Origin of the sequence: Rhodococcoides kyotonense (genome assembly GCF_001645385.1) — a bacterium.
GTDB lineage: Bacteria > Actinomycetota > Actinomycetes > Mycobacteriales > Mycobacteriaceae > Rhodococcoides > Rhodococcoides kyotonensis_B.
The window spans coordinates 228,297-251,619 of record NZ_LVHI01000023.1 but is presented as its reverse complement, the minus strand read 5'-3'; the positions used below and the strand labels follow the sequence as shown (position 1 = coordinate 251,619).

Below are 23,323 nucleotides of genomic sequence, written 5' to 3'. Positions count from 1 at the left end.
CGGACTCCGCCGTCACGACAGCCGGACGAGGGCCTTGCCGACGTTGCCGCCTTCCAGCATGGACAGGAATGCGTCGACCGCGTTGTCCAGGCCGTCGTGCACCGTCGATTCCGCGACGAGAGCGCCCGACGACAGCCAGTCGGTCACACGGTTCTCGAATTCCTCTCGAAGGTCTTCGTGATCGCGAACGATGAACCCGCGGATCGTGATTCGTTTCAGGATTGCGTTCATCAAGTGATCGATGGGAGGACTGTCCGGTCCACCGTTCGAGATCATGCCGCACAGTGCGACCCGTCCACGCTGCCGTAGCCACGACAACGCGGCAACCAGGTGATCACCGCCGACGTTGTCGAAGTACAGGTCGATACCCTTCGGCGCAGCTGCGCGGAGAGCCGACCCGATCGGTCCGTCTCGATAATCGATACCCACGTCGAAGCCGAAGCGATCGGTCAACATCGCTGCCTTGTCCGGTCCCCCAGCGCTACCGATGACGTTCGACGCTCCGAGCAACCTGGCGAACTGTCCAGCAGCGCTGCCGACCGCGCCGGCCGCAGCAGACACGAAAACGGTGTCACCGTCGTGCATTTCGCCCGCTCGAACGAGTCCGCAGTATGCGGTGAAACCCGTCTGCCCGAGAATGCCGAGCCAGTGATGGAGCTCGATTCCGCGCGGGTCGATCACCGTGGCGCCCGCGAGGTCGACGACAGCGTGTTCTCTCCACCCGAGTCGGTGTCGCACGTACGAGCCGGCCGGGACCTCGTCGGTACCCTCGACGACCACGCCGAGTGCCGATCCGTCGAGCGGTGCATCGACGACGAAGTTACTGGTGTAGTGCATCGCCGACGTACCCAGCCTGCCCCGCATCGACGGATCCACGCTCATGAACACGTTGCGGACCAGAACCTGTCCCGGGCCGGGCCGGGGCAATGCCAGCTCTCGAACTTCGAAGTGCTCGGGCCGAGGGCAGTTCGGCGTCGGCCGTTCGCTCAGGAATACAGCGCGGGTCGTGCTCGCGACACCCGTGGTCATGGCAGCTCCACGATCGTCACGGTGCCCCTCGATCCGTCGATCTCGACCAGCGCACCGTCGGGAATGCGGCGCGTGGCTCCCGGAACACCTGCCGCACAGGGGATCCCGAGCTCGCGACTGACGATCATCGCGTGAGAACCCATGGCGCCGACGTCGGTGACCGCTCCTGCGGACACCATGAACAACGGCGTCCACGAGGGGTCCGTCTGCGGAGCGACCAGAACCTCCCCGACCTGGAACTCGCCGAGATCCGCCATCGACGTGACCACGCGTGTACGGCCCCGGACGACGCCCGACGACGCTCCCGACCCCTGCAGGACGTCTCCGACCTCGACGGGCTCCACAGCCGTCTCTCCCCGACGGGCCAGCGTCGACAGTGCAGGCAACGGTTCACGAGTGTCGAGGAACGTCGGCAGCTCGAGCCCGAACAGCTGTTTCCACTCGCGGTGACGCTCTGCCAGGGTCGTCTTCAACGAGTGCGGCGCACTGGCGAGAACGTCGAGTTCGTCGTCCACGGCCATGAAGACGTGGTCCGCCGACTCCAGATCACCGTCCGCGTACAGACGGCGCCCCAGCTCGACCAACGGAACCCGCGCCTCGTGAAGCACCTTGATGCAGTTGGTCTTCGCGCGCTCACGCCACGCCGCGAACCGTCGCGCCGACGCAAGCGCCGTCATGAGCGTCGCGCGCCCGTCGTCGTCCGTGACCGCGGCGCGTGCCAGCTCGAGCGCCTCCGCCGAGTCCGACGCGTGATCCGACGAGCGGACCGTCGGCGACGCCGAATCGTCCTGCAGTCGCAGGCGGTCGACCAGGCCCAGGACGAGTTCGGGATGCGTTTCCCACGACGGCGAGCCGAGGTCCCATTCGTTGGGGCCTCGATAGCCGTAGTCGAGCAGAAAACGCTCGAGAGTGGCGTCGAACTTGCTGTCGATGCCCGAGATGGACGCGTCGGCACCCCCGGTGCGGGCATCGAAGGCGTCCATCAATTCGGTGTTGCTCCGGACGAGCCGACTCAGTTCCCACAACGCGTACGACGGCAGTGCCGAATCGACATCGCCCGCCGCCCCGACCAACGACACGATCAGGTCTTGTCGGTCGGCGCCCAGAAGTTGACCCAGAACGGCCGGGCCGACGGCAGCGCCGTTGGTCGCGATCACCTCGCCGCGCCATGCCACCCGCTCCAGCGGCATCACCGATCGTGCGCGCGCGACGAGAGCTGCAGGCGTCAGCGCCGTGAGGTCGGGCCGCTCGGCGCGAAGCCGATCTGCGAGCACCCGGTCTTCTTCCAACTCGGGAAACGTCTCGGTCGACAGGACCCAGGCGTTGCGTGCCGTCAATCGCTCGGTGGCGTCGGCGTTCTCGTCGTCCGGATGCCCGACGTACGCGGGAATGTTCGGATCCCCGCCGTAGAAGAGCTGGTCGACGAGCTCGACCGGGAGTCCGCCGCGAATGCCCACCAACCGGGACATCGACAGGTTGATGTACAGGTGTCCGTAGAAGATCCCGGACGACGCGGCCACGTCGGGCTTCTCGGCCAGCGAATAGCTGCCGAGGCTGGCGTAACCGAAGTTCCACCCGGGCAGAATGTTCTGGATCCACCCGAGGTCGGCCCCGAGTGGCGTGATGGGATCGGACAACACGTCACTGGCATTGAGACGTGTGTACACCGGAAGTCTCGTGCTGGGAACGGTATCGACCAACCAACGCTGTTCGGCCACTGCGCTTCTCGTCTCTGTCGTCACCGGATGCGGTGAAACCAGTTTCTAGACATCGAATTCACAAAAGACTGTGATGCACGACACTCTACATGTAAGACTGCACTCGGAAGCAAGTTACTTGCCGAATTCCCCGACCGAATCCGCAGAGGGAGACCTTCGATGAAATTGCAGGACAAAGTTGTCGCCATCACCGGCGGAACCCAGGGCATCGGTCGCGGAATCGCCGCCGCCGCCCTCGCAGAAGGAGCCACGGTGTCACTCAACGGCCGTTCGAAGGAGAAAGGCGACAAAGCGCTCGCCGATTTCGGGGTCGGCGAGCGTGCCGCGTTCTTCGCAGGCGACGTCACGTCCCAAGCGGACGTCGAGGACTTCATCGAGCAGACCGTCGCCACCTTCGGCCGCATCGACGTCCTCGTGAACAACGCAGGCGGTGCACGAGATCTGCAGCCGACAGCGCAACTCAGCGACGAGGAGTGGACGCTCGTCATGAACTGGAACCTCAACTCCAACTTCTGGGCCACGCGTCGCGCGCTGCAACACATGCTGCCGCGCAAGTACGGACGCATCATCAACATCTCGTCCGTCGAGGGCAAGCACGGCAAACCCGTGTTCACCGCCTACGTCGCAGCCAAGCACGCGATCAACGGCATGACGAAGTCGATCGCCCGCGAGGTGGGTACCGAAGGAATCACCGTCAACTCGATCTGTCCGGGTCTCGTCATCACCGACATCATCAAGAACAACGGTCCGGACACGGCGAAAGCCATGGGTTTGACGTTCGACGAGATGGTCGCGATGTTCGCCGAGGAATCGTCGATCAAACGTCCCAACACCGTGGAAGAGGTCGCGGCGATGGCGATGCTCCTCGCGTCCGACGCCGGTGCGGGGATCACGGGGGCGATCCTCTCGGTCGACGGCGGCACGGCGTCGTACTGAGCGACGACGCCGACGAACGGGAAGGATTTCGATGAGCACATCCGGCCTGGAAGCCAGCCGCGAACTCGCCGAACGGTATTCGGTGGTCGTCCGTAGCCTCACACCCGACGAGTGGTCGGCGCCAAGTCGGTGCGCCGGCTGGTCAGTCAAGGACCTCGTCGCCCACACCGGTTCGAACTTCGCGGCGTTGACCAAGCCGCCCGAACCCGACCCGGCGGTACCGCCACCGACCACTGCCGAGGAATTGCAGAACCGACTCGTCGACGCGCGGCGTGACTGGACGTACACGCAGGTGGCGGACGAGTTCCTCGCCCATCTCGACGGCGCGGTCGGTGTGCTCGGGGCGATGCAGCGAGACGATCTCGCGGAGCAGCCCATGGTGCTGACAGACCTGGGAACCTACCGCACCCATCAGCTGTCGGACGCCTTCGCATTCGACATGTGGTGCCACATGTACGTGGATCTACTCGGTCCCGACGGTCCGGTGGTGCGTCCGATTCCCGATCCGGAGGACGATCTGGTTCGCGTCGCGGTCGAGTGGATGTGGACGGGCCTGCCTCAGATGTGTACGCCGGTATCGGCCGTGCTCGACCGTCCGATCGGAGTGAAGTTGACCGGCGCCGGAGGCGGCGAGTGGACACTCGTTCCCGGTTCCGAACTCCTGACCGTGGAGACGGGTCTTTCTCGAACGGACACCGTGATCACCTCGCGCGCAACGGACTTCGTTCTGTGGGGTACCACCAGAAGCTCGTGGCGGGATCACGTGTCGATCGACGGCGACAGATCCTACGCAGAGAAAATTCTGGACACGGTCGACATCATCTGACCTGTCCGGCCGACGCGGGTCGTGGCGCCGTCATCTCACCGGAGACGGCCCACGACACGCATCGCGAGAGAATCTCTCGGTACTGCGGGACGACCCAACTTCCCCGATCGACTCGGCCCAGGTCGTCGATGCCCAGATCCTGCACGTCGAATCGCCCGCGGCAGTGTCCCAAGGTGAAGTAACAGACCGTACCCCTACCGTGATCCTTGGTGTAGAGCACCGGCCGCGGCTCGTCCACCGTGGTGTGCCCCTCCTCGAATCCCGTGGACTCCCCGACGAATCGTGTATGTGCGAGAACACGAATCGGCGGATGCAGCTCGCTGACGTACAGCTCGTCGACGGCATCGAACGGGCCGATACCGGCCACGAGCGGATGCTCCGGTTCCGTGATCTCGACCCGGTACGGCGCGATCGGCGGATGCCCGAGGAACTGGCTCCCCAACACTGCGGGAAGTCCCCCGAGCGTTCGAGGTGTGACGTACTTGCTCGGCGAACCGGCCGGAGTTCGTTCGATTGCCGAATTGGTTCCGTGCAGAGCCAACCAACGGCCTCCGCGAGAAACGAAGTCGACGAGCGTCTTCTGCTGCGTCGCGTCGGGAATTCGGTTGCAGGTATACGTGATCAGCACATCTGCCGCAGCCAGGGCATCAGCGCAGTCGTAGTCCTCGAACACCCTGGTGCGCACGTTCTCGTACCGGGCCAGTTCCGACAGCAATTCCACACGCGCATAGTCGAAGTCGTGCCACTGCCCGCCGCACACCAACACCGCGTCGATCCGACCTGCCGGTCCCGACATCGTTCCTCCTGTGGCTTCAATCGTGCGCGTGCAACGCCTTGCCCGCGAGGGCGAGGTGCGCTTCACCCAGCGCCTCTGCCTGCGTGGGATGTGCATGGACGTGCTGAGCGACGTCGCCTGCCGTGGCTTCCCAGTTGTAGATGAGCTGCGCCTCTCCGATCAGCTCACCGACGCGAGCACCGACCAGGTGTATGCCGACGACCGGTCCGTCGTCGCCCGCACGAACGAGCTTGACACCGCCGGAGGTGCGCAGGATGCGGCTCTTACCGTTTCCACCGAGGTCGTACACCACAGTCGACACGTCCGAGTACTGCTCGCGCGCCTCGGCCTCGGTCAGTCCGACCGACGCCACTTCCGGGTTCGAGTACGTCACCCGCGGAATACCCTTGTCGTTCACGGGCATACAGTCGAGCCCGGCCAGCTGTTCTGCCACGAGAATTCCCTGAGCGAATCCCCGATGGGCCAGCTGTGGTCCGGCCACGATGTCTCCGACGGCGAAGACCCCGGGCACGGACGTCTGCAGCCACTCGTCGGTGACCACGAACCCGCGATCGAGGTCGATTCCAGCTTCGACGAAACCCATGCCGTCGGTGCGGGGACCTCGTCCGACGGCGACGAGCAGCAGGTCGGCGTCGAGACGGCTTCCGTCCGCCATCTCCAGATCGACCCCGCCGCCCGAACGCTGTGCCGCACTCGCGAAGGAACTTCCGGTGCGCAGCGTCAGACCACGCTTGCGGAATGCTCGTTCGACCTGCTTCGACACCCACACGTCTTCCGTGGGCAGCAGGCGAGGGGCGGCCTCGACGATCGTCACGTCGGCACCGAGCGACGACCACACACTCGCGAATTCACATCCGATGACCCCACCGCCGAGCACGATGACGCGGCCGGGCACGTCGCCCAGCTGGAGTGCGCCGTCACTCGTCACGACCGACCCACCGATGTCCAGGCCGGGCAAGGACTTCGACTGCGAGCCCGTCGCGAGCACGAGCGCGTCGCCGCGGTAGGTGCTGGTGCCGCCGCCGTCGTGCGTCACTTCCACGGTACGTTCGCCGACGACACGCCCGTGCCCGACGACGACGTCGATGGACCGCGACGCGATCAAGCCCTGCAGACCGCGGTACAAGCCGGCGATCACGTCGTCCTTGTAGCCGTTCACCGCGCTCATGTCGACACCGTGGAGAGTCGCCTTGATCCCGAAACTCGTTGCTTCCTTGACGGAATCGGCGATCTCGGCGGCGTGCAGCAGCGCTTTCGTCGGAATGCACCCGTTGTGCAGACAGGTACCCCCGAGCTTGCCCGCCTCGATCAGGACGACCGACATTCCGAGCTGCGCGGCGCGAAGCGCACACGCGTACCCTCCCGATCCGCCGCCCAGAATCACCACGTCCGCAGAGGTGGTCACGTCGTCACCCATCGCGAACTCAGAAATCGAAGCGGTTGGTGAACCCGCCGTCGACCACCAGATTGGTCCCGGTGATGTGCCCGGCTGCGGGCGATGCCAGAAAAGACACCGCGTTTGCGACGTCCTCGGCGGCACCGAGCTTACCCAGAGACGCGGACGCGAGCGCAGCCTCGTACAAGGCCGGGCGGCTGCTCTGAATGGTGTCCCACGCCCCGCCCTCGAAGAAGATCGGACCGGGCGACACTGCGTTGACTCGGATTCCCTTCGGACCGAGCGCTCGGGCCTGAGCCGACGAGTGTTGCAGCACAGCTGCTTTGAGCGCACCGTAACTGTTGGCCGTCGTGATCGGCCCGGCTTCGAGAGCGGACGTGGTACTGATGGTGACCACCGACGCGGCGTCGCTCGTCTCGAGGTGCGGCGTCGCCGCCTCGATGAAGTTGACCAGACTCATCAGGTCGACGTTGAAGCTGTTCAGCCAAGCCTGCGGGCCCTTGCCGGTGGCTGCGGAGGCGTTCACGACGACGATGTCGATTCCGCCCAGCGCTGCCGCGGCGTCGTCCACGAACGACGCGACGGCAGCGGCGTCGCCGACATCGACCGCCTTGTGGAAAACCGTTCCAGCCCCGGACAATTCGGCGGCGACGTCGGAAAGGTGTTCTTCTCCGCGCGCGCAGATTCCGACCGACGCACCTTCGGCAAGCAAAGTGCGTGCGATCGACAGGCCGATTCCACGGCTCGCGCCGCTGACGAGCGCTCGTTTTCCGGCGAGACCGAGATCCATGTGATGACTCCTTGGCTGCTGTGGGCGCTGGGCGCCGGTGTCGAAAGTTCGTGTGCGGTGTTGCGGCGGTTACTGATTCATGATTCCGACATGGGTCTGGAAGTCGAGCACGTGCGTGAAGTCGTTGACCGACTGGACGGCGCGACGAGTGTCGGCGCCGCGAACGACGCTCAACGACGTGTGGTGGACCCGCACCGGCATGTCGAGACCGCTGCCGAGCGCGTGGGCGAGCACCGCGTTGATGACGCCTCCGTGACACGTCACCACGACACGTTCACCGAGGTGATCGTCCACGATCGTTTCCACGACGCCGAGCACACGCTCGCGGAACGCCTGGGCGTCCTCGGCGTACGGGAAGACCTCGTACCGCCGCGTTCGAATGTGGTCACGGAATATCGCGGCGATCTCGTCGTGCGGCAGGACCTCGAACGGGGATCGGTCGGCCGGAAATCTCTGCCACGCTTCGTATTCCACGAGTTCGGAGCGGACGAACGGGGTCAGCCCGTGACGTTCCGCAATCGCGGTTCCGGTGCGCAGTGCACGACTCAACGGTGAACTGTAGACGGCGTCCACACGGGCTGCAGCCAATCGCTCGGCCACGGCGTCGACCTGACGCTCACCGAGCTCGGACAGCGGCGGGTCGACGGTCTCGCCTGCGCTGAGATCCTTGCTCAACTTCTGCTCGCCGTGACGCACGAGCACCAGCTCGCACAGACCGTTCAACGGGGCGAACGGGTTGTCGAGGTCGATGGACCGAGCGCGCGGCTGACTGAGCATGGTCCGAGTCAACCACAAACTATCGTCGGTCTAAAGATACTTGGGAGAAATTTTCTTCGCAGGCCCCGTCACAGGCTTGCGATGTCGGCCGCCACGTCGCGCACTTCGTCCGAGAACCGTCTGCGCCCGAGGTTGGCCAGTACCGCGTCCTCGGTGAGCCAGGACGACATCGACACTTCCAACAGACTCGACAACGCGGTCGCGGCTGCAGCCTGTTTCGCCCGAACCGTGATCCCGTGCCGGGTGCGCAGTTCCGCCATGAACAAATTCAGCACAGCCAAACGAACACTCCGACGAAGAGACTCGATGGACAAGCTCCACCCGGGTGAGTGCACGAAGTACACGAGCGACGCCGGGCGATGTTGATCCGTCCATTCGAGCAGCCCGACGATGACGTCGCCCAGAGAAGCCGAGTCGTCGCTGTCGATCCGACGGCGTAATTCGTCGAGCAGACCCTCCGAATACAGGCGAAGCCCACCGAGAAGGACGTCGTCCTTCGACGGGTAGTGGTAGTAGACAGCGGCGGAGGTCATCTGTGCCTCGGCAGCGATGTCGGCCACCGTCACGTCCTCGATGGACCGCACCGAATACAGATGCATAGCAGCGTCGATCACCATCTCGCGACGCGACGGCCGGTGGGCGGCACGTTTGACGCTCCCGTCCTCCGAGGCCTTACCGGTGCTCCTCGCCGTCCCCTTCTTGCCTGTCATGACCTAGATCATGACAGGCAGGGTGTCGGCCCGGCGGTGGGCGACCCGCTTCTCGTCGCGAACAGGTCGCCCGACCCGTGGACGTGGTGTGTGAGGATGGACCCACCCGAGGGGCCGACGAGAACGGGAGCACGCTGTGGCGCGACGGAAAGCTGTCGACGAGGATCTCGCGACGCAGGTCGACGACGAATTCGGCGACGAACCGATGCCTGCCGACCCCGCGCCTGCTGCATCGACCAAGAATTCCGCCCATCGGCCGTCCCGTCGGCATCTCATCGTCCAGGCCGCCGTTCGAGTGTTCTCGACGAAAGGGTTCGCCGAGGCGTCGATCCAGGAGATCGCCGAAGCAGCAGGCATGGTGGCGACCGCGGTCTACTACCACTTCTCGAGCAAGGAAGAACTGTTCGAGAGCGCTCTCGGCTACGCGATGGACGCGAGCTCGGCCGCCGCACAGAACACCAGGCCCGACGACGTGGACGCCGACGCGGACTCGTTCCGTGCCGTCATCGATGCGGTGTGGGACTGGACCGCGGAACATCCGAACGCGTCGCGCATGCTGTTTCTCCAGATCGCGGGCGGAGCCACTCCCGGGACACGCCTGCTGACCAAGGAGTACATGGAGCGCCATATCCGACGGGCGTTCGACTACTTCCCTGCCGTCGAGATCCCGTCGAACAAGCGGGCAGCGGCCGCCCAGCAGGCCGCGCGATCGTTGCGAGTTCGGACGATGATCGGAACCACGATCGCCATTCAGCCTCTGCGCATCGAGGGCGGGCCACTGTCGAACATCTCCACACCGCGTCTGCGCGCCGCGATCAACGACGTGTGTTCGAAGATGATCGTGGGTCGCTGAAACAGCCGCTCACGCCGGTGCATTCGAGTAACTTGACTGCAACCACAGTTGTTCTGTCGAGTTCTGGAGTGTGTCCATGCGCATCGCCGCATTCACCGGAGGGCATTCGTTCGACCGCGACGCCTTCGCTGCCCTGCTGGAGTCTCTGCCCGGTGACGTCACCTGGTTCGAACATCCCGACGTCGCCCTCGGGCCCACCGAGCTGACGACTTTCGACGTCTGCCTCCACTACGACATGCCGGGGACACTGCCCGAACCGTCCGATCCCCCCGCTGCGTTACGCGACGCGATCGCGTCGGCACCGACGACGGGACTGGGATACGTGGTCCTGCACCACGCCATCGCGTCGTGGGCGACCTGGGAGGGGTGGTCGGAATTCGTGGGGGGCAAATATCTCTATCGACCGGGCGTCGTTCGCGGAATCGACGAACCCGATTCCGGCTACCGACTCGACGTACCCCAACGAATTTCGGTTGCGGATGCGTCGCACCCGGTCGTCGAGGGAATCCCCCCGACCTTCGACATCGTCGACGAGACGTACCTCTGCCAGGTGTTCGAGGACGACGTGACGCCCCTGCTGCGTAGTGACGCCGAGATGACCGACGCCGTGCACTGGTCCACCGCGCTCGCCATGGCCGGCAGGCGTGGTGAACGCGAGGGGTGGCATCACGAGCCCGGTTCGTCGCTGTGCGGGTGGACGAAAACCAACGGTCGAAGCCGTCTGGTCTACCTGCAGCCCGGAGACTCGGCGGCCACCCTCGGCGATCCGGTGTACCGGCGCCTGGTGGCAGGTGCCGTGCGCTGGGCCGCTCGACCGCAGGGCTTTATGTAGTCCAATTCAAGAAATATGTGTCTGCGGTCACGTGCCGCTGTTACAGTAAGTGCATTCGACGTTAAGTAAGGCCTCAGCCCCGCTTCAAGGAGAACCGCGATGCGACAGATCAAGCATCCGATGAGCCACGCGATCTACGAATTCGACGACGATTTCAACGTCTTGGTGACCACTCGCGACGGACGAACCGGAACGTTCGACCCCGAGGGCAGGTACCTGCACGGTGAGGTGAAAGCCGTCGATCCCGAACTGGCGCGCTGGGTGGGACTCGGTCCACGAGAACCTATTCCGATCACCCAGAACCGCCGCTTCATGGGAGCCGCGAAGCTACTGGAGAAGATGCAAGCCGACAAACTCGCCGAGGAAGCCCGCGCCGCGGCGCTGGACAAGGGAGGCAAGCTGTGACCGATATCGAGGATCGCCCGCCGTCGGGGACCGACGACGGATTCATCGAGAACGGAATGGGCTACCAACGCCTTCTCGACACCGACACCCACCCGGTTCCGCCCATCCTGCGCGAAGAAAGCCACGACCTCTACGAGGACCAGAATTTCGTACCGGTCTCGCGCTACATCAGCCGCAGATATCACGAGCTCGAACGAGACCGCGTGTGGTACAAGGTGTGGCAGATGGCGTGCCGCGAGGAGGAGATTCCCGAGCCCGGCGACACACTCGTCTACGAGATCTGCGAGAAGTCCATCCTCATCGTGCGCGGCAAGGACATGAGCATCCGCGCGTTCTACAACTCCTGCCTGCACCGCGGACGAACGCTACGCGAGGAGGCCGGACCTGCAGGTAACGAAATACGTTGTCCGTTCCACGGTTTCGCGTGGAACTTCGACGGGACCCTGAAGTCGATGACGTGCGCCTGGGACTTTCCACAGGTCGATCAGGGGAAGATGGACCTTCCGCAGGTGAAGGTCGGCACCTGGGGCGGCTTCGTGTTCATCAACATGGACCCCGAATCCGAATCGCTCGACAGCTTTCTAGGGGATCTCGGCAAGCACTTCGAGGCGTGGCCACTCGAGGATCGGTACATCCAAGCCCACGTCGCTCAGGTCATCCAGGCGAACTGGAAAATCGCGCAGGAGGCGTTCTCCGAAGCGTTTCACGTGATCACCACGCATCCTCAACGCGTCGTCGGGACCGGGGACTCCAACAGCCAGTACGACAGCTGGGGAAACTTCAACCGCGGCATCACCGCCAACGGAGTCCCGAGCCCCCACATCAACTTCGTCCCCACCGAGCAGGAAATGTTCGACTCGATGGTCGACGCCCGTATCGACGAAGATCCCATGGTGACGCTTCCGGACGGCGTGACCGCTCGCGAGATGTCGGGCATGCTGGCCCGCGAAGGACTGCGCGACGTCATCGGAGATGTCAAGGCGGACAACATGTCCGACGCCGAGTCACTCGACAGCATCTACTACACGGTGTTCCCGAACTTTCATCCGTGGGGCGCCTACCAACGAATCGTGTACCGGTTTCGGCCCAACGGCGACGATCACGAAACGTCGATCATGGACGTTTACCTCCTCGGGCCGTTCAAGGGTGAACGGCCGAAGCCGGCCAAGACCCAATGGCTCGACCCCGACCAATCATGGTTGGAGGCAACGATTCTTGGAAGTTCGGCCCGGGTGTTCGACCAGGATGCCTACAACATGCCGAAGGTTCAGCGAGGGCTGAAGACGACGCAGGCGAAGACCATCCCCCTCGCCCGGTACCAGGAATTGAAGATCAGACACATTCATCACCTTCTCGCGGAGTGGATCGGCGAGTAGGCGCCTTCGGCGCACGTGCGCGCGAATGTATAGCCCTCTATACATTCGCGCGCACGTGTAGCGACGCCGCCTAACGAACGAGAGGCCGGACACTCGGAGATCTCTCTCCGTGTGTCCGGCCTCTCGTCACCGGTAGTGGGACAGCGTAGAGCCGTCAGCAAAATCCGGGTTTGGCGATCCCTGAAAGGGGATCAGATAGCGCGAACGCCCGTTGCCTGGGGGCCCTTCTGACCCTGGCCGACCTCGAACTCCACGCGCTGACCCTCGTCGAGCGTCTTGAAGCCAGTTCCCTGGATCTCGGAGTAGTGAACGAACACGTCAGGTCCGCCACCGTCCTGCTCGATGAAGCCGAAGCCCTTTTCGCCGTTGAACCACTTAACACTGCCCTGCGTCATACCGTAAACCTTCTGTAGCGAGCTGGACCTTCACGTCGAAGCTCCAATCTCATCCGTGATCATGCCATTGTTCTGAGTCATGCGAAACGTCGGGGGCGAAAAACTTCGAGATAGCGTGGACCCGGTGGATTCGCATCATCACGACATCATCCGCCTCGCATGGTCCAGACACCTGGGGCTCGCCGACTCTGCGCTGCGTGACGGACGCCGTCACACCCTCGTCGTCCCGGAGGCGACGTCGGTCACATTCCTTCGTCTCGGCGACGCCACTGCCCTGGTCGGGCCGGAAGCAGCTGTCTCCGAGGCGGCCGACAGGTCGGACGACGAACTTGCCCGACGCGGAACCCTGGCGTCGTCGTGCGAGGCACCCGGCCGGACGCACGGGCCGATCGTACTGTCGTTCGCGGGCGACATCGGTACCGAGCTGGATCGACACGACCCTTTGATCTCCCACGACCTCGGCCAGGTGCTCGACCTCGAAGGCCGATGCGCACCCGACGACGTCATCGCCGCCGATCTGACCCGCAAGCGATCCTGGTTCACCCTGCTCGACGACGACAGGCCCGCAGAATCCGCCGCGCCACTCGCTGCGGCCGCGTATCTCGAATGGGAGGGCGTACTCGCGGACGTCGGCGTGTTGACGGCACCGACGGCGCGCCGACGCGGCAACGCTCAGGTGGTGGCTCGTCTTGCGACGAACGACGCGTTCGACGAGGGCATGATTCCGCAATGGCGATGCGACGAGGAGAACACGACGGCCCGTCGCCTCGGCGCGAGGCTCGGGTACGAAGAGTGGGGCGTGCTCGTCTCGGTCGACGTACGTTGAATTCATGAGCTACGTCGAGAACGGCAAGGAATTCGTACGCGACATCAACTACATCGAAACCCGCATCACCGCGGACGGCCGCGACGGGTATCCCGTCGAAGCGGGCCGCTACCGCCTCGTCGCGGCACGGGCATGCCCGTGGGCGCATCGATCCATCATCGTGCGTCGCCTGCTCGGGCTCGAGGACGCCATCTCCCTGGCCATCCCTGGCCCGACGCACGACCAACGCAGCTGGAACTTCGACGAGGAACCGGGTGGCGTCGACTCGGTCCTGAAGATTCCGCGACTGCAGGACGCCTACTTCGCCCGTTTCCCCGATTACCCGCGTGGCATCACGGTGCCCGCGATCGTCGAGATCTCGACCGGCCAGGTCGTCACGAACAACTACCCGCAGATCACGTTGGACTTCTCCACCGAATGGACGCAGTACCACCGCGACGGTGCACCCGATCTGTACCCCGAGGCGCTGCGCAGCGAGATCGACGACGTGGCCCAGCGCGTGTTCACCGAGGTCAACAACGGTGTCTACCGGTGCGGCTTCGCCGGATCGCAGGAGGCGTACGACAAGGCATACGACCGCCTGTTCGACGCCCTGGACTGGCTCGCAGGCCGCCTCAGCGACCAGCGATACCTCGTCGGCGACACGATCACCGAAGCAGACGTACGTCTGTTCACGACACTCGTGCGTTTCGACGCCGTCTACCACGGTCACTTCAAGTGCAATCGCAGCAAGCTCAGCGAGATCCCGACGCTGTGGAACTACGCCCGCGACCTGTTCCAGACCCCGGGCTTCGGTGACACGGTCGACTTCGACCACATCAAGCGGCACTACTACGTCGTGCACAGCGACATCAATCCCACCGGCGTCGTACCGAAGGGGCCCGAGCTGCACGGGTGGCTCGAGCCCCACGGCCGCGAATCACTCGGCGGACGCCCGTTCGGCGACGGGACCGCGCCGCATCCGCCCAGCAAGGACGAGCAGGTCCCGGCGGATCACTGGGTGCCGGCGTAGGTGCCGAAGCTCCACGTGATGCCCTCGGGATCACGACACGTGAATCCGCGGCTGCCGTAATCCTCTTCTTTCATCGGACGGGTCACCCGGGCACCGGCTCGGGTGACCCGTTCGAGTACGGCGTCGGGGTCGGCCGTGACGACGTAGACGTTCCCGACGCCCGGATCGAGCGGAGAGTCGTCGCGTGCGCTTCCGAGCATGACGCCGCCGCCTTCCGGCCACCTGAGCTCGGCATGCTCGACGACGTCACCGTCGCCGTACACGGCCGCCTCGGTGAAGCCGAACACGTCGACGAGGAAGCGGATGGCGGCACGCGCGTCCGCGTAGGCGAAGCACGGCCAGATTGCGGTTGCGGTACCTGTTTCCTGTGTCATGACTGCGATCCTTCCCCCGGTCACCCGTCCTCGTCTTGGACGAATGAGAACTTCTCGTCCCGACGCCACTGCGACGGCGAGACGCCCGCGAGATCGCGCCATTCGCGGGCCATGTGTGCCTGGTCGTAGTAGCCGCATGAAGCCGCGATGTCGGACAGACGAGGCACGGCGGGTCGTTTCATCAGGCGGTGCGAGCGGTGGAAGCGGGCGATTCTCGCCGCATCCTTGGGCGAGATCCCGAACTCCGCGGCGAACCTACCGACCAGGTGTCTGCGGCTCCACCCGATGTTCGACGCGACCTCGCCGACGCGCGCCGCGCCACCGGCGTCGACCAGTTGTCGCCAGGCCTCGCGCAGCGTCGGATCGACCTGCTGCTCGGTCGGCGACCGACCCAGGATCTCGTCGACGACGTCGAACCTGTCCATCCAATCGGAGGCGTCGCTGACCCGATCGAGCAACTCGTCGGCGTCTCGGCCGAGAACGTCGGACAGGTCGACCATCCAGTCGCCGAGCGCAGCAGTCGGAACGCCGAACAGCGATCGCGCACCCGACGGGGTCAAGGACAGCTGGATACCGTGCTGATTGCCGTCGTGCGCGATCGTCACGGGCTCCGCGGAGATGCCACTGGCCAGCGTTTCGAACGAGCAGGCACCCTGTCGTGGGGAGTCCGCGATCTGCAGCTTGTCCCCGATCGACACGATCACCGTCAGATACGGGCTCGGCATACCGATGTGCTGCCCGGGCTCGTATCCGGACAAGCTATAGCCGTCGTAGGCGCGCACGTACGGACGCAACTTCGCGCTCGCTGCTCGACGCGCGCCGTCGGACACGGCATTCATGCGTTCAGGGTAGAACCGACACCGAACGGGTACCAGCGCTTCGGTGCCGACAACCGGCACCGAAGGGATCGATCGGAGCGGGACGTGGCGAGCAAGAAGAACGACCAGGTCGACGTCATCAAGGAGGGCGGACGCGTCGAGAAGGCCCTCGTCGGCATCCTCGACAACGCCAGCCGCCTCCAGGGACCGGCCGTCGAGAAGTACGTGGCGCACATGCGTCGTCAACACCCGAACGACACCCCCGCGCAGCTGATCGAACGCCTCGAGAACCGTTTCCTGCTCGCGGTGACCGGCAGCGGCAGTGCCGTCGGCGGCGCGGCGGCAGTTCCGGCGATCGGCACGATCGCATCGCTGACGGCGGTCGGTGCGGAGACGGCGTTCTTCATCGAGTCGTCGGCGCTGCTCACCCTGTCGGTCGCGTCGGTGCACGGCATTCCCGTCCACGACCACCAGCAACGACGCGCCCTCGTGCTCGCGGTCGCGCTGGGCGAATCCGGAATGCAGATCGTGCAGAAGACCGTCGGCACATCGGCGAAGAACTGGGGAACTCTCGTCACGTCTCGCATTCCGGGTGGCGCGATGGCGAACATGAACCGGTCGCTCGTGAAGAAGTTCGTCTCGAAGTACCTCGCGAAACGGAGTGCCCTGCTGTTCGGCAAGCTGCTTCCCGCCGGAATAGGGGCGGTCATCGGCGGCGCAGGCAATCGTGCGATCGGCAAGGGCGTCATTCGCAATGCTCGGGACGCGTTCGGTCCCCCGCCTGCCGCCTGGCCGGAAAGCCGCATCATCGAGCCCGACTGAAATGTTTCGACCCGAAGCGAACGTTGGAGGGAACATGACGATCACCGACACACCCGCACTCGGCAGGCTCGGCATCTGGAGGCACTTCTCGGGGATACCGCCTGAGCTCGCCAAGCAGATCGAAAGCAACGGTTACGGCACGATCTGGCTCGGGGGCTCGCCTCCCGCCGATCTCGAGTCGGCCGAAGAGGTGCTCGACGCGACCGAGTCCATCGTCGTCGCGACCGGCATCGTCAACATCTGGTCGGCCGACGCAGCCGAGGTGGCCGAGTCGTATCAGCGCATCGAGAAGAAGCACCCCGGACGGTTCCTGCTCGGCATCGGCGCGGGACATCCCGAGGCAACGCGGGAGTACACGAAGCCGTACGACGCTCTCGTGACGTACCTCGACGCGCTCGACGAGGGCGGCGTCCCGGAGAGCCGACGCGTTCTCGCAGCGCTCGGACCGAAGGTGCTGAAGCTGTCCGCTGACCGGGCCGCGGGCGCACACCCCTATCTGACGCCACCCGAACACACCGCCGAGGCACGCGCGATCCTCGGACCGGACAAGGTGCTGGCACCGGAACACAAAGTCGTCCTGGAGACGGACCCGGTGAAGGGCCGCGAGATCGGTCGGCCGCCGGTGAACAACCCGTACCTTCAGCTGCGGAACTACGTCAACAATCTGAAGCGCCTCGGGTACACGGACGAGGAAATCGGTGACGGTGGAAGCGATCGACTGATCGACGCCCTCGTCGCGCACGGTGACGCCGCGTCCATTGCCCGACGTCTGCACGAGCACATCGACGCAGGCGCATCACACGTCACCGTGCATGCCCTGCCGGACCACGCGGACCCGGCGATCACCTACCGCGAGGTAGCGGCGGCGTTCCTGGGCTGACACCCATCCGTCGGAACGAAGCCGTACTGTCTTGACGCATGACGTACGGCTTCGCTGTCAGTGCGCTCGAAGCGCAGGGTCTGACCAAGTTCTTCGGGGCGGTCCGCGCGGTGTCGGACCTCAGCTTCTCCGTGCCGCGCGGATCGATCACCGGGTTCCTCGGGCCCAACGGTTCGGGCAAGACGACGACCCTGCGCATGCTGCTCGGTCTCGTACGGCCCACCGCAGGTGCGTCGTACGTGGCGGGCGTTCCGTTCTCCGAGCTGACGCACCCGGCGCGCGCAGTGGGCGCCGTTCTCGATTCGCGCAGCCTGCATCCCAAGCGAACGGCACGCGGACATCTGCGCATCTACTGTTCGGCCGTCGGTGTACCGGATGCGCGAGCCGACGAGATGCTGGGCCTCGTCGGGCTGTCCGACGTCGGTGACCGTCAGGTCGGCGGCTTCTCGCTCGGCATGCGACAACGGCTGGCATTGGCCACCGCGCTGCTCGGTGACCCGGAGATTCTCGTTCTCGACGAGCCCGCCAACGGCCTCGATCCAGAAGGTATCGCGTGGCTTCGCGACTTCCTGAAGTCCTACGCGGCCGGTGGCCGTACCGTTCTGATCTCGTCGCATCTGCTGCGTGAGGTCGAAGCGACGGTCGACCATCTGGTCATCGTCAGCGCCGGATCGCTCATGTATCAGGGCACCGTCGAGCAACTGCGCGCGTCGCGGCCGAGCCGAACACTCGTCGCCGTCTCCGACCCTGCCGCGCTGGCGTTGGCACTCGCGTCGAACGGAGTCACCAACGCACAACTGCTTCCCGACGGCAGGCTCGGCGTCGCAGGCAGCGACACCGACACGATCGTCCGAATCGCCGCCGACGCCGGCCTGACGGTGTTCGGCACCGTGTACGAGCACGTCGATCTCGAGCACGTGTTCCTGTCGATGACCGCAGGTCAGTACGCGAGCGCGCCGGTCGGACCGATGCAGCGGGGCTTCCCGGCACCGCATCACGGACCCGGCTACGGACCTCCACCGAACCACGCGTCGTCACCCTGGAACGGAGGCCGTTCATGACACTGCTGACCGCGGAACTCCGCAAGGTCACCACGCTGAAGTTCTGGTGGCTGTTGGCTCTGCCGCCGATCGTCGTGGGCATCTTCGCCAGCGCCATCTCGTCGGCGATCTCCGAAAGCGTGAGCGACCTCGACATCGAGGGCGGTTTCGCGATCTTCGGCCTGTACGCGGCGCTCGGCGTCGCAATGGTGTTCGCGGCCGTCTTCGCCGCGGTCAACGGCGGCACCGAGTTCCGGCACGACACGATCACGACGTCGTTCCTCACCTCCCGCGGACGCGACCGGGTGATACTCACGAAGATCCTCGTCACCGCGTTGTTCGCTCTCGGATACGGGCTCGCGGTCGAGATCGGAAGCATCGTCTGCCTGCTGCTCTTCTCCCCCACCACCTTCACCTTGACCGCGCACGTGATCGGTGTCGTCGTCGCCGGGTTGTTCGCCGTCGTCGCGTGGGCGGTCATCGGCATCGGCCTCGGATTGCTGTTCGGTTCACCGACGTGGTCCGCAATCGTCGTCGTCGCATGGTTCCCGATGGGCGAGACGATGCTGGTCTCGATACTTGCCGGACTCGGGATCCCGAACGGCTCGGTGCTGACCCCCGCGGCATCGTCGCTCGCGACGGTCACCGTGGGCGATACCGACGACGCTCCGTTCCTGATGTCGTGGCCGTGGGCGCCCGTCGTGCTGGCTCTGTGGGCGATCGGACTCGCTGCCGCGGGGTGGTGGCGCACTCGGCAGCGCGACATCGTCCAGTAGCGCTGTCGGTGGCTCGGTCTACCTTTGAGAGCGATGCCAAGGAACGGTAACGACCTACGCGCTGCAGACAGACCGATCGGCTGGATTCGCCGGCTCGGTGCGCAGTGCTGGCTGCACCGGAAAACCGCGATCGGCGCCCTGGCGGTCACGATGATCGCCGCTGCCATCGACATCTCGTTCCCCCTGCTGACACGGGTCGCGGTCGACGACGCGGCCGCAGGCGACAACAGCACGATCGTCGTGGTCGCCGCGGCCATCGCTGCACTCGGCGTCGTTCGATTCGGTTGTCAGTTCGGACGCCGGTTCCTCGCCGGCCGACTGTCGATCGACGTCCAACACGACCTGAGGCTGGGCCTTCTCGCATCGCTGCAACGACTGGACGGCCGTGGCCAGGACGACATTCGCACCGGTCAGGTCGTCTCCCGGTCCATCACCGACCTGCAACTCGTGCAGGGCCTGCTCGCGATGGTGCCGCTGTCCGCGGGTGCGCTGCTGCAGTTCTTCCTCGCGCTGGGAGTCATGACGTATCTGTCGCCGCTGCTGACGGTCGTCGCGCTGCTGATCGTGCCCGGAGTGGCCTTCGTCGTGTACCGAATCCGGCCCACTCTGTTCGCGGCCACCTGGTCCGCGCAACAGCGAGCCGCCGATCTCGCGCAGCACGTCGAGGAGACGGTCACCGGTGTGCGCGTCGTGAAGGGGTTCGGCCAGGAATCTCGGTCCGTCGACCGTCTCGAGAGTCTGGGCCGCACGCTGTTCGCCGAGCGAATGCGATCGGCGAAGATCAACTCACGGTTCGCACCGTCGATGGCGGCGATCCCGCAGCTCGGACTCGTCGGCGTCATCGCGCTCGGCGGCTACCTCGCGCTGCACGGCCACATCACGATCGGCACGTTCCTTGCGTTCGCGACCTACGTGGCGACGCTGTCGGCCATCACCCGGACGCTGTCGTCCGTCGTCGTCATGGCCCAGCTGTCGCGCGCGGCGGTCGAGCGCGTGTACGAGGTCGTGGACACCGAGCCGTCCGTACCCGAGCCGTCGCATCCCCGACGCCTCCCCGACGGTCCCCTCGGTATCGACCTCGCCGGTGTGACGTTCGGATTCGATCCGCAGCGAGACGTCCTGCAGAAGCTGGATCTCACAGTCGCGCCGGGAGAGAGCGTCGCCGTCGTCGGACATGCGGGTTCGGGAAAGACGGCACTGTCCCTGCTTCTCCCTCGCTTCTACAGCCCGGAATTCGGGTCGGTCGCGCTCACATCAGACGGCGAGAGGTTCGACGTCGGCGAGATCAGCGCCGAGCAGTTACGCGGAGCCGTCGGGCTCGTGTTCGACGAGCCCTTCCTGTTCTCCGACACGATCGCCGCGAACATCGCGCTGGGCAGGCCCGACGCGTCGGCAGAAGAGATCGAGCGAGCAGCCGTTCTCGCCGAGGCGCACGACTTCATCGTCGAACTGCCCGAGGGCTACGACTCCACCGTCGGCGAGCGTGGCCTGACGCTGTCCGGTGGTCAGCGCCAACGCATCGCGCTCGCGAGGGCTCTGCTGACCGATCCACGCGTCCTGGTTCTGGACGACGCCACCTCCGCCGTCGACGCCGCGACCGAGGCGAAGATCTTCGACGCACTGCGCGCTCAGCGCGACAGGACGACCGTCATCCTCGCGCATCGTCGCTCGACGCTGTCGCTCGCCGATCGCGTCGCCGTGCTCGACGACGGCCGCATCATCGACACGGGAACCGTCGACGAGCTCGACGAGCGGTGTCCTCTGTTCCGAGCACTCCTCGCCGGCGGCGAGTCCGACGACCCCGTGTACGACGAGGACGCCGCGTGCCGCGGATGCGAGCCGAGCGAGGAGACGCTGTGGCCCGCAGTCACACCGTCCGAATCTGCCCGTGCACCGGGCGCCACCGCACCGGGCCGGGGCGGTGGGGGTGCACCGGGCCGGGGTGGCGGGGGTGCAACAGGAGCTCTCGGCAACGTCGCGTCGACGCCCGAGCTGCAGAAGGCCGTCGACGCTCTTCCTCCGGCGACCGAGGACCCGGCGACCGGCGGGCCCGCACTGCGCACCGCCGATCCTCACTTCCGACTCTCACGCCTGCTGAAGCCCGTGCGGTGGCTTCTGACGATCGTCGTCGTCCTGCTCGCGCTGGATTCGCTGTCGTCGATCGCGTTCCCGTCGATCGTGCGGTACGCCGTCGACTCCGGCGTCGCCCGGGGCGACTCCGGCGCACTGTGGGTGGCCACCGGAGTAGGCGTCGTGCTGGCCGTCGTGGGGTGGTTCGTCATCTGCGCGACGACCGTCGTCACGGCCCGCGCGGGCGAACGCGTGCTGTTCGGTCTTCGCGTGCGTAGCTACGCGCACATCCAGCGTCTCGGCCTCGACTACTACGAACGCGAACTGTCCGGTCGCATCATGACGCGCATGACCACCGACGTCGACGCGCTGTCCTCGTTCATCCAGACGGGCGCGTCGACCGCCGTGGTCAGCCTGATCACCGTCCTCGGCATCTCGGCCGCGTTGCTGATCACCGATCCGACTCTCGGGCTCGTCGCGCTCGCCGTGGTCCCGCCGCTGATCGTGGCCATCCTCGTCTTCCGCAAGGTCTCCTCGGCCGCGTACTCGGCATCCCGTGAGCGCATCTCGGCGGTCAACGCGGATTTCCAGGAGAACATCGCGGGTCTGCGCTCGGCGCAGGCGTACCGGCGCGAGGAGTTCGCCGCCGAACGATTCTCCGAACGTGCCGACCGCTACCGCCGCAGCCGCATGCGCTCCCAACGCGCGATTTCGGTGTTCTTCCCGTTCATCACGTTCCTCTCCGATCTCGCGCTGGCGCTCGTCGTCCTCGTCGGCGCGCATCAGGTCGCGACCGGGACAACCTCGGCAGGCACGCTCGTCGCGTTCGTGCTGTACCTCGGGTTGCTGTTCGGGCCCATCCAGCAGCTTTCCCAGGTGTTCGACGGCTACCAGCAGGCCAGTGTCGGCGTCCGCCGCATCGGTGATCTTCTGCGCACTCCGAGTTCGATCGAGACCGCGTCGTCGGGTGACGTCGTCGAAATCGAGAACGGGCATCTCCGCAGTGACATTCGTCTCGACGACGTGGGCTTCCGCTATGGCGGTGCGGACACCGAGGCGCTGCGTGAGGTCAATCTCACAATCGAGCACGGTACGACCGTCGCGCTCGTCGGACAGACCGGCGCGGGCAAGTCGACGGTCGTCAAACTGCTCGCCCGGTTCTACGATCCGACGTCCGGATCGGTCCGCGTCGGAGGCACGGATCTTCGGCGCTATCGGCTCGCCGATTACCGAAGCAGGCTGGGCGTCGTGCCGCAAGAAGCGCACCTGTTCACCGGAGATGTCGCGAGCAACATCTCCTACGGAAAGCCCGACGCGAGCCGCGAGCAAATCGAGTCCGCGGCACGAGCCGTCGGCGCTCTCGACACCATCGCTGCACTTCCGAGCGGTATGCACCAGCCCGTCGGCGAGCGAGGGCAAGGTCTGTCGGCCGGGCAGAGGCAACTGATCGCCCTGGCCCGAGCGGAACTCGTCGACCCGGATCTGCTGCTCCTCGACGAAGCGACGGCCACCCTCGACCCGGCCACCGAACGCAAGGTCCTCGCCGCGAGCACGGCAGTCGCACGCAAGCGCACGGCGGTCGTCGTCGCACACCGACTGGCCACCGCGGCACGGGCGGATCTGATCGTCGTCGTCGACGCAGGCCGGATCGTGGAGGTCGGCACACACGCGGATCTGCGGGCCCGAGACGGCCACTACGCGCGACTGTGGGATGCGGCCGAAACGCGCGGCGGGAATAATCCGATACACCAAGGAGTCGTCAGCAGAGAAGCCGACAGTTACTCGTGAGTACATACCACAGCTATGTCCCGGACGGCGGTAACTCACCGACGAGGTCTAGCCTGGACAAGTACGCGCGCTGATCGG

At 65.5% G+C, this 23,323-nt stretch carries 23 protein-coding genes; 13 read left to right on the top strand and 10 right to left on the bottom strand.

The features are described 5' to 3' along the window. Positions 1 to 12 precede the first annotated feature (12 nt). Positions 13 to 1,029: an NADP-dependent oxidoreductase gene (locus A3K89_RS17090; protein ID WP_068428171.1), complete on the bottom strand. Its 1,017-nt coding sequence runs from the start codon at positions 1,027 to 1,029 to the stop codon at positions 13 to 15. After that, on the bottom strand, positions 1,026 to 2,696 hold the full coding sequence (locus A3K89_RS17085) for a PEP-utilizing enzyme (RefSeq protein WP_254303564.1): 1,671 nt from the start codon (positions 2,694 to 2,696) through the stop codon (positions 1,026 to 1,028). The genes A3K89_RS17090 and A3K89_RS17085 overlap by 4 nt, the downstream gene beginning before the upstream one ends. Before the next feature lie 210 nt (positions 2,697 to 2,906). Here A3K89_RS17085 and A3K89_RS17080 point away from each other — a divergent pair, with 210 nt between their 5' ends. After that, positions 2,907 to 3,683, top strand: a complete 777-nt coding sequence (locus A3K89_RS17080) for an SDR family NAD(P)-dependent oxidoreductase (protein WP_068428168.1) — start codon at positions 2,907 to 2,909, stop codon at positions 3,681 to 3,683. Positions 3,684 to 3,714: 31 nt separating this feature from the next. Further along, positions 3,715 to 4,509 (top strand): maleylpyruvate isomerase family mycothiol-dependent enzyme, encoded by a 795-nt coding sequence (locus tag A3K89_RS17075; RefSeq protein ID WP_068428165.1) that lies wholly within the window; start codon positions 3,715 to 3,717, stop codon positions 4,507 to 4,509. Here A3K89_RS17075 and A3K89_RS17070 read toward each other — a convergent pair. The 5 genes from A3K89_RS17070 to A3K89_RS17050 form a co-directional block, all read right to left on the bottom strand. After that, complete coding sequence (locus tag A3K89_RS17070; protein WP_068428162.1) at positions 4,502 to 5,305, bottom strand: ThuA domain-containing protein; 804 nt, start codon at positions 5,303 to 5,305, stop codon at positions 4,502 to 4,504. The two genes, A3K89_RS17075 and A3K89_RS17070, sit on opposite strands and share 8 nt — an antisense overlap. 16 nt (positions 5,306 to 5,321) lie before the next feature. Next, on the bottom strand, positions 5,322 to 6,722 hold the full coding sequence (gene lpdA / locus A3K89_RS17065) for a dihydrolipoyl dehydrogenase (protein WP_068428161.1): 1,401 nt from the start codon (positions 6,720 to 6,722) through the stop codon (positions 5,322 to 5,324). A gap of 7 nt (positions 6,723 to 6,729) precedes the next feature. Beyond that, a complete protein-coding gene (locus A3K89_RS17060) occupies positions 6,730 to 7,491 on the bottom strand; it encodes an SDR family NAD(P)-dependent oxidoreductase (protein ID WP_068428159.1) in 762 nt (253 codons plus the stop codon). A 69-nt stretch (positions 7,492 to 7,560) separates the two neighbouring features. After that, the gene (locus tag A3K89_RS17055; RefSeq protein WP_068428156.1) at positions 7,561 to 8,268 is read right to left on the bottom strand and encodes a histidine phosphatase family protein; all 708 of its coding nucleotides are present in this window, start codon (positions 8,266 to 8,268) and stop codon (positions 7,561 to 7,563) included. 68 nt (positions 8,269 to 8,336) lie between these two features. Continuing rightward, a complete protein-coding gene (locus A3K89_RS17050) occupies positions 8,337 to 8,978 on the bottom strand; it encodes a TetR/AcrR family transcriptional regulator (protein WP_068428154.1) in 642 nt (213 codons plus the stop codon). A gap of 136 nt (positions 8,979 to 9,114) precedes the next feature. On the opposite strand from A3K89_RS17050, the gene A3K89_RS17045 reads away from it, so the two are divergent. The 4 genes from A3K89_RS17045 to A3K89_RS17030 all read left to right on the top strand — a co-directional run bounded on the left by A3K89_RS17045 (position 9,115) and on the right by A3K89_RS17030 (position 12,444). After that, a complete protein-coding gene (locus A3K89_RS17045) occupies positions 9,115 to 9,831 on the top strand; it encodes a TetR/AcrR family transcriptional regulator (protein WP_254303563.1) in 717 nt (238 codons plus the stop codon). A gap of 76 nt (positions 9,832 to 9,907) precedes the next feature. After that, on the top strand, positions 9,908 to 10,663 hold the full coding sequence (locus tag A3K89_RS17040; RefSeq protein ID WP_068428151.1) for a ThuA domain-containing protein: 756 nt from the start codon (positions 9,908 to 9,910) through the stop codon (positions 10,661 to 10,663). 99 nt (positions 10,664 to 10,762) lie between these two features. Next, positions 10,763 to 11,068 (top strand): hypothetical protein, encoded by a 306-nt coding sequence (locus tag A3K89_RS17035; protein ID WP_068428148.1) that lies wholly within the window; start codon positions 10,763 to 10,765, stop codon positions 11,066 to 11,068. After that, complete coding sequence (locus A3K89_RS17030; protein ID WP_068428146.1) at positions 11,065 to 12,444, top strand: aromatic ring-hydroxylating oxygenase subunit alpha; 1,380 nt, start codon at positions 11,065 to 11,067, stop codon at positions 12,442 to 12,444. The genes A3K89_RS17035 and A3K89_RS17030 overlap by 4 nt, the downstream gene beginning before the upstream one ends. 191 nt (positions 12,445 to 12,635) lie before the next feature. Here A3K89_RS17030 and A3K89_RS17025 read toward each other — a convergent pair whose 3' ends face one another. After that, a complete protein-coding gene (locus tag A3K89_RS17025) occupies positions 12,636 to 12,839 on the bottom strand; it encodes a cold-shock protein (protein ID WP_068428143.1) in 204 nt (67 codons plus the stop codon). Positions 12,840 to 12,963: 124 nt separating this feature from the next. Between A3K89_RS17025 and A3K89_RS17020 the strand changes: the two genes are divergently transcribed. Both A3K89_RS17020 and A3K89_RS17015 read left to right on the top strand, forming a co-directional pair. Next, positions 12,964 to 13,665: a GNAT family N-acetyltransferase gene (locus A3K89_RS17020; RefSeq protein ID WP_068428140.1), complete on the top strand. Its 702-nt coding sequence runs from the start codon at positions 12,964 to 12,966 to the stop codon at positions 13,663 to 13,665. A 4-nt stretch (positions 13,666 to 13,669) separates the two neighbouring features. Continuing rightward, complete coding sequence (locus A3K89_RS17015) at positions 13,670 to 14,677, top strand: glutathione S-transferase family protein (protein WP_068428139.1); 1,008 nt, start codon at positions 13,670 to 13,672, stop codon at positions 14,675 to 14,677. On the opposite strand, the gene A3K89_RS17010 is transcribed toward A3K89_RS17015, so the two are convergent. Both A3K89_RS17010 and A3K89_RS17005 read right to left on the bottom strand, forming a co-directional pair. Next, a complete protein-coding gene (locus A3K89_RS17010) occupies positions 14,659 to 15,051 on the bottom strand; it encodes a VOC family protein (RefSeq protein WP_068429050.1) in 393 nt (130 codons plus the stop codon). The two genes, A3K89_RS17015 and A3K89_RS17010, sit on opposite strands and share 19 nt — an antisense overlap. Before the next feature lie 20 nt (positions 15,052 to 15,071). Continuing rightward, entirely contained in the window at positions 15,072 to 15,890 is an 819-nt protein-coding gene (locus A3K89_RS17005; RefSeq protein WP_174551447.1) for a helix-turn-helix domain-containing protein, read from the bottom strand. An 84-nt stretch (positions 15,891 to 15,974) separates the two neighbouring features. Here A3K89_RS17005 and A3K89_RS17000 point away from each other — a divergent pair, with 84 nt between their 5' ends. From A3K89_RS17000 to A3K89_RS16980, 5 genes are read left to right on the top strand one after another with little or no spacing between them, the layout of a single operon-like run. After that, positions 15,975 to 16,691, top strand: coding sequence for a hypothetical protein (locus A3K89_RS17000; protein WP_068428138.1), 717 nt, complete (start codon positions 15,975 to 15,977; stop codon positions 16,689 to 16,691). 34 nt (positions 16,692 to 16,725) lie between these two features. Further along, positions 16,726 to 17,571: an LLM class F420-dependent oxidoreductase gene (locus A3K89_RS16995; protein WP_068429049.1), complete on the top strand. Its 846-nt coding sequence runs from the start codon at positions 16,726 to 16,728 to the stop codon at positions 17,569 to 17,571. A gap of 38 nt (positions 17,572 to 17,609) precedes the next feature. Next, the gene (locus tag A3K89_RS16990) at positions 17,610 to 18,632 is read left to right on the top strand and encodes an ABC transporter ATP-binding protein (protein WP_068428135.1); all 1,023 of its coding nucleotides are present in this window, start codon (positions 17,610 to 17,612) and stop codon (positions 18,630 to 18,632) included. Next, positions 18,629 to 19,387: an ABC transporter permease gene (locus A3K89_RS16985; RefSeq protein WP_068428132.1), complete on the top strand. Its 759-nt coding sequence runs from the start codon at positions 18,629 to 18,631 to the stop codon at positions 19,385 to 19,387. Before A3K89_RS16990 ends, A3K89_RS16985 begins: the two co-directional genes overlap by 4 nt. Before the next feature lie 33 nt (positions 19,388 to 19,420). Continuing rightward, positions 19,421 to 23,245 carry an ABC transporter ATP-binding protein gene (locus tag A3K89_RS16980; protein ID WP_167674317.1) on the top strand — a complete coding sequence of 1,275 codons (3,825 nt, stop codon included), beginning with the start codon at positions 19,421 to 19,423 and terminating at the stop codon, positions 23,243 to 23,245. The last annotated feature ends 78 nt before the right edge of the window (positions 23,246 to 23,323 follow it).

Bases quoted from the DNA above. Each gene is read 5' to 3' on its own strand.
- A3K89_RS17090 (WP_068428171.1), bottom strand. From the start codon at position 1,029: ATGACCACGGGTGTCGCGAGCACGACCCGCGCTGTATTCCTGAGCGAA.
- A3K89_RS17080 (WP_068428168.1), top strand. From the start codon at position 2,907: ATGAAATTGCAGGACAAAGTTGTCGCCATCACCGGCGGAACCCAGGGC.
- A3K89_RS17075 (WP_068428165.1), top strand. From the start codon at position 3,715: ATGAGCACATCCGGCCTGGAAGCCAGCCGCGAACTCGCCGAACGGTAT.
- A3K89_RS17070 (WP_068428162.1), bottom strand. From the start codon at position 5,305: ATGTCGGGACCGGCAGGTCGGATCGACGCGGTGTTGGTGTGCGGCGGG.
- lpdA (WP_068428161.1), bottom strand. From the start codon at position 6,722: ATGGGTGACGACGTGACCACCTCTGCGGACGTGGTGATTCTGGGCGGC.
- A3K89_RS17060 (WP_068428159.1), bottom strand. From the start codon at position 7,491: ATGGATCTCGGTCTCGCCGGAAAACGAGCGCTCGTCAGCGGCGCGAGC.
- A3K89_RS17055 (WP_068428156.1), bottom strand. From the start codon at position 8,268: ATGCTCAGTCAGCCGCGCGCTCGGTCCATCGACCTCGACAACCCGTTC.
- A3K89_RS17050 (WP_068428154.1), bottom strand. From the start codon at position 8,978: ATGACAGGCAAGAAGGGGACGGCGAGGAGCACCGGTAAGGCCTCGGAG.
- A3K89_RS17040 (WP_068428151.1), top strand. From the start codon at position 9,908: ATGCGCATCGCCGCATTCACCGGAGGGCATTCGTTCGACCGCGACGCC.
- A3K89_RS17035 (WP_068428148.1), top strand. From the start codon at position 10,763: ATGCGACAGATCAAGCATCCGATGAGCCACGCGATCTACGAATTCGAC.
- A3K89_RS17025 (WP_068428143.1), bottom strand. From the start codon at position 12,839: ATGACGCAGGGCAGTGTTAAGTGGTTCAACGGCGAAAAGGGCTTCGGC.
- A3K89_RS17015 (WP_068428139.1), top strand. From the start codon at position 13,670: ATGAGCTACGTCGAGAACGGCAAGGAATTCGTACGCGACATCAACTAC.
- A3K89_RS17010 (WP_068429050.1), bottom strand. From the start codon at position 15,051: ATGACACAGGAAACAGGTACCGCAACCGCAATCTGGCCGTGCTTCGCC.
- A3K89_RS17005 (WP_174551447.1), bottom strand. From the start codon at position 15,890: ATGAATGCCGTGTCCGACGGCGCGCGTCGAGCAGCGAGCGCGAAGTTG.
- A3K89_RS16995 (WP_068429049.1), top strand. From the start codon at position 16,726: ATGACGATCACCGACACACCCGCACTCGGCAGGCTCGGCATCTGGAGG.
- A3K89_RS16990 (WP_068428135.1), top strand. From the start codon at position 17,610: ATGACGTACGGCTTCGCTGTCAGTGCGCTCGAAGCGCAGGGTCTGACC.
- A3K89_RS16985 (WP_068428132.1), top strand. From the start codon at position 18,629: ATGACACTGCTGACCGCGGAACTCCGCAAGGTCACCACGCTGAAGTTC.
- A3K89_RS16980 (WP_167674317.1), top strand. From the start codon at position 19,421: ATGCCAAGGAACGGTAACGACCTACGCGCTGCAGACAGACCGATCGGC.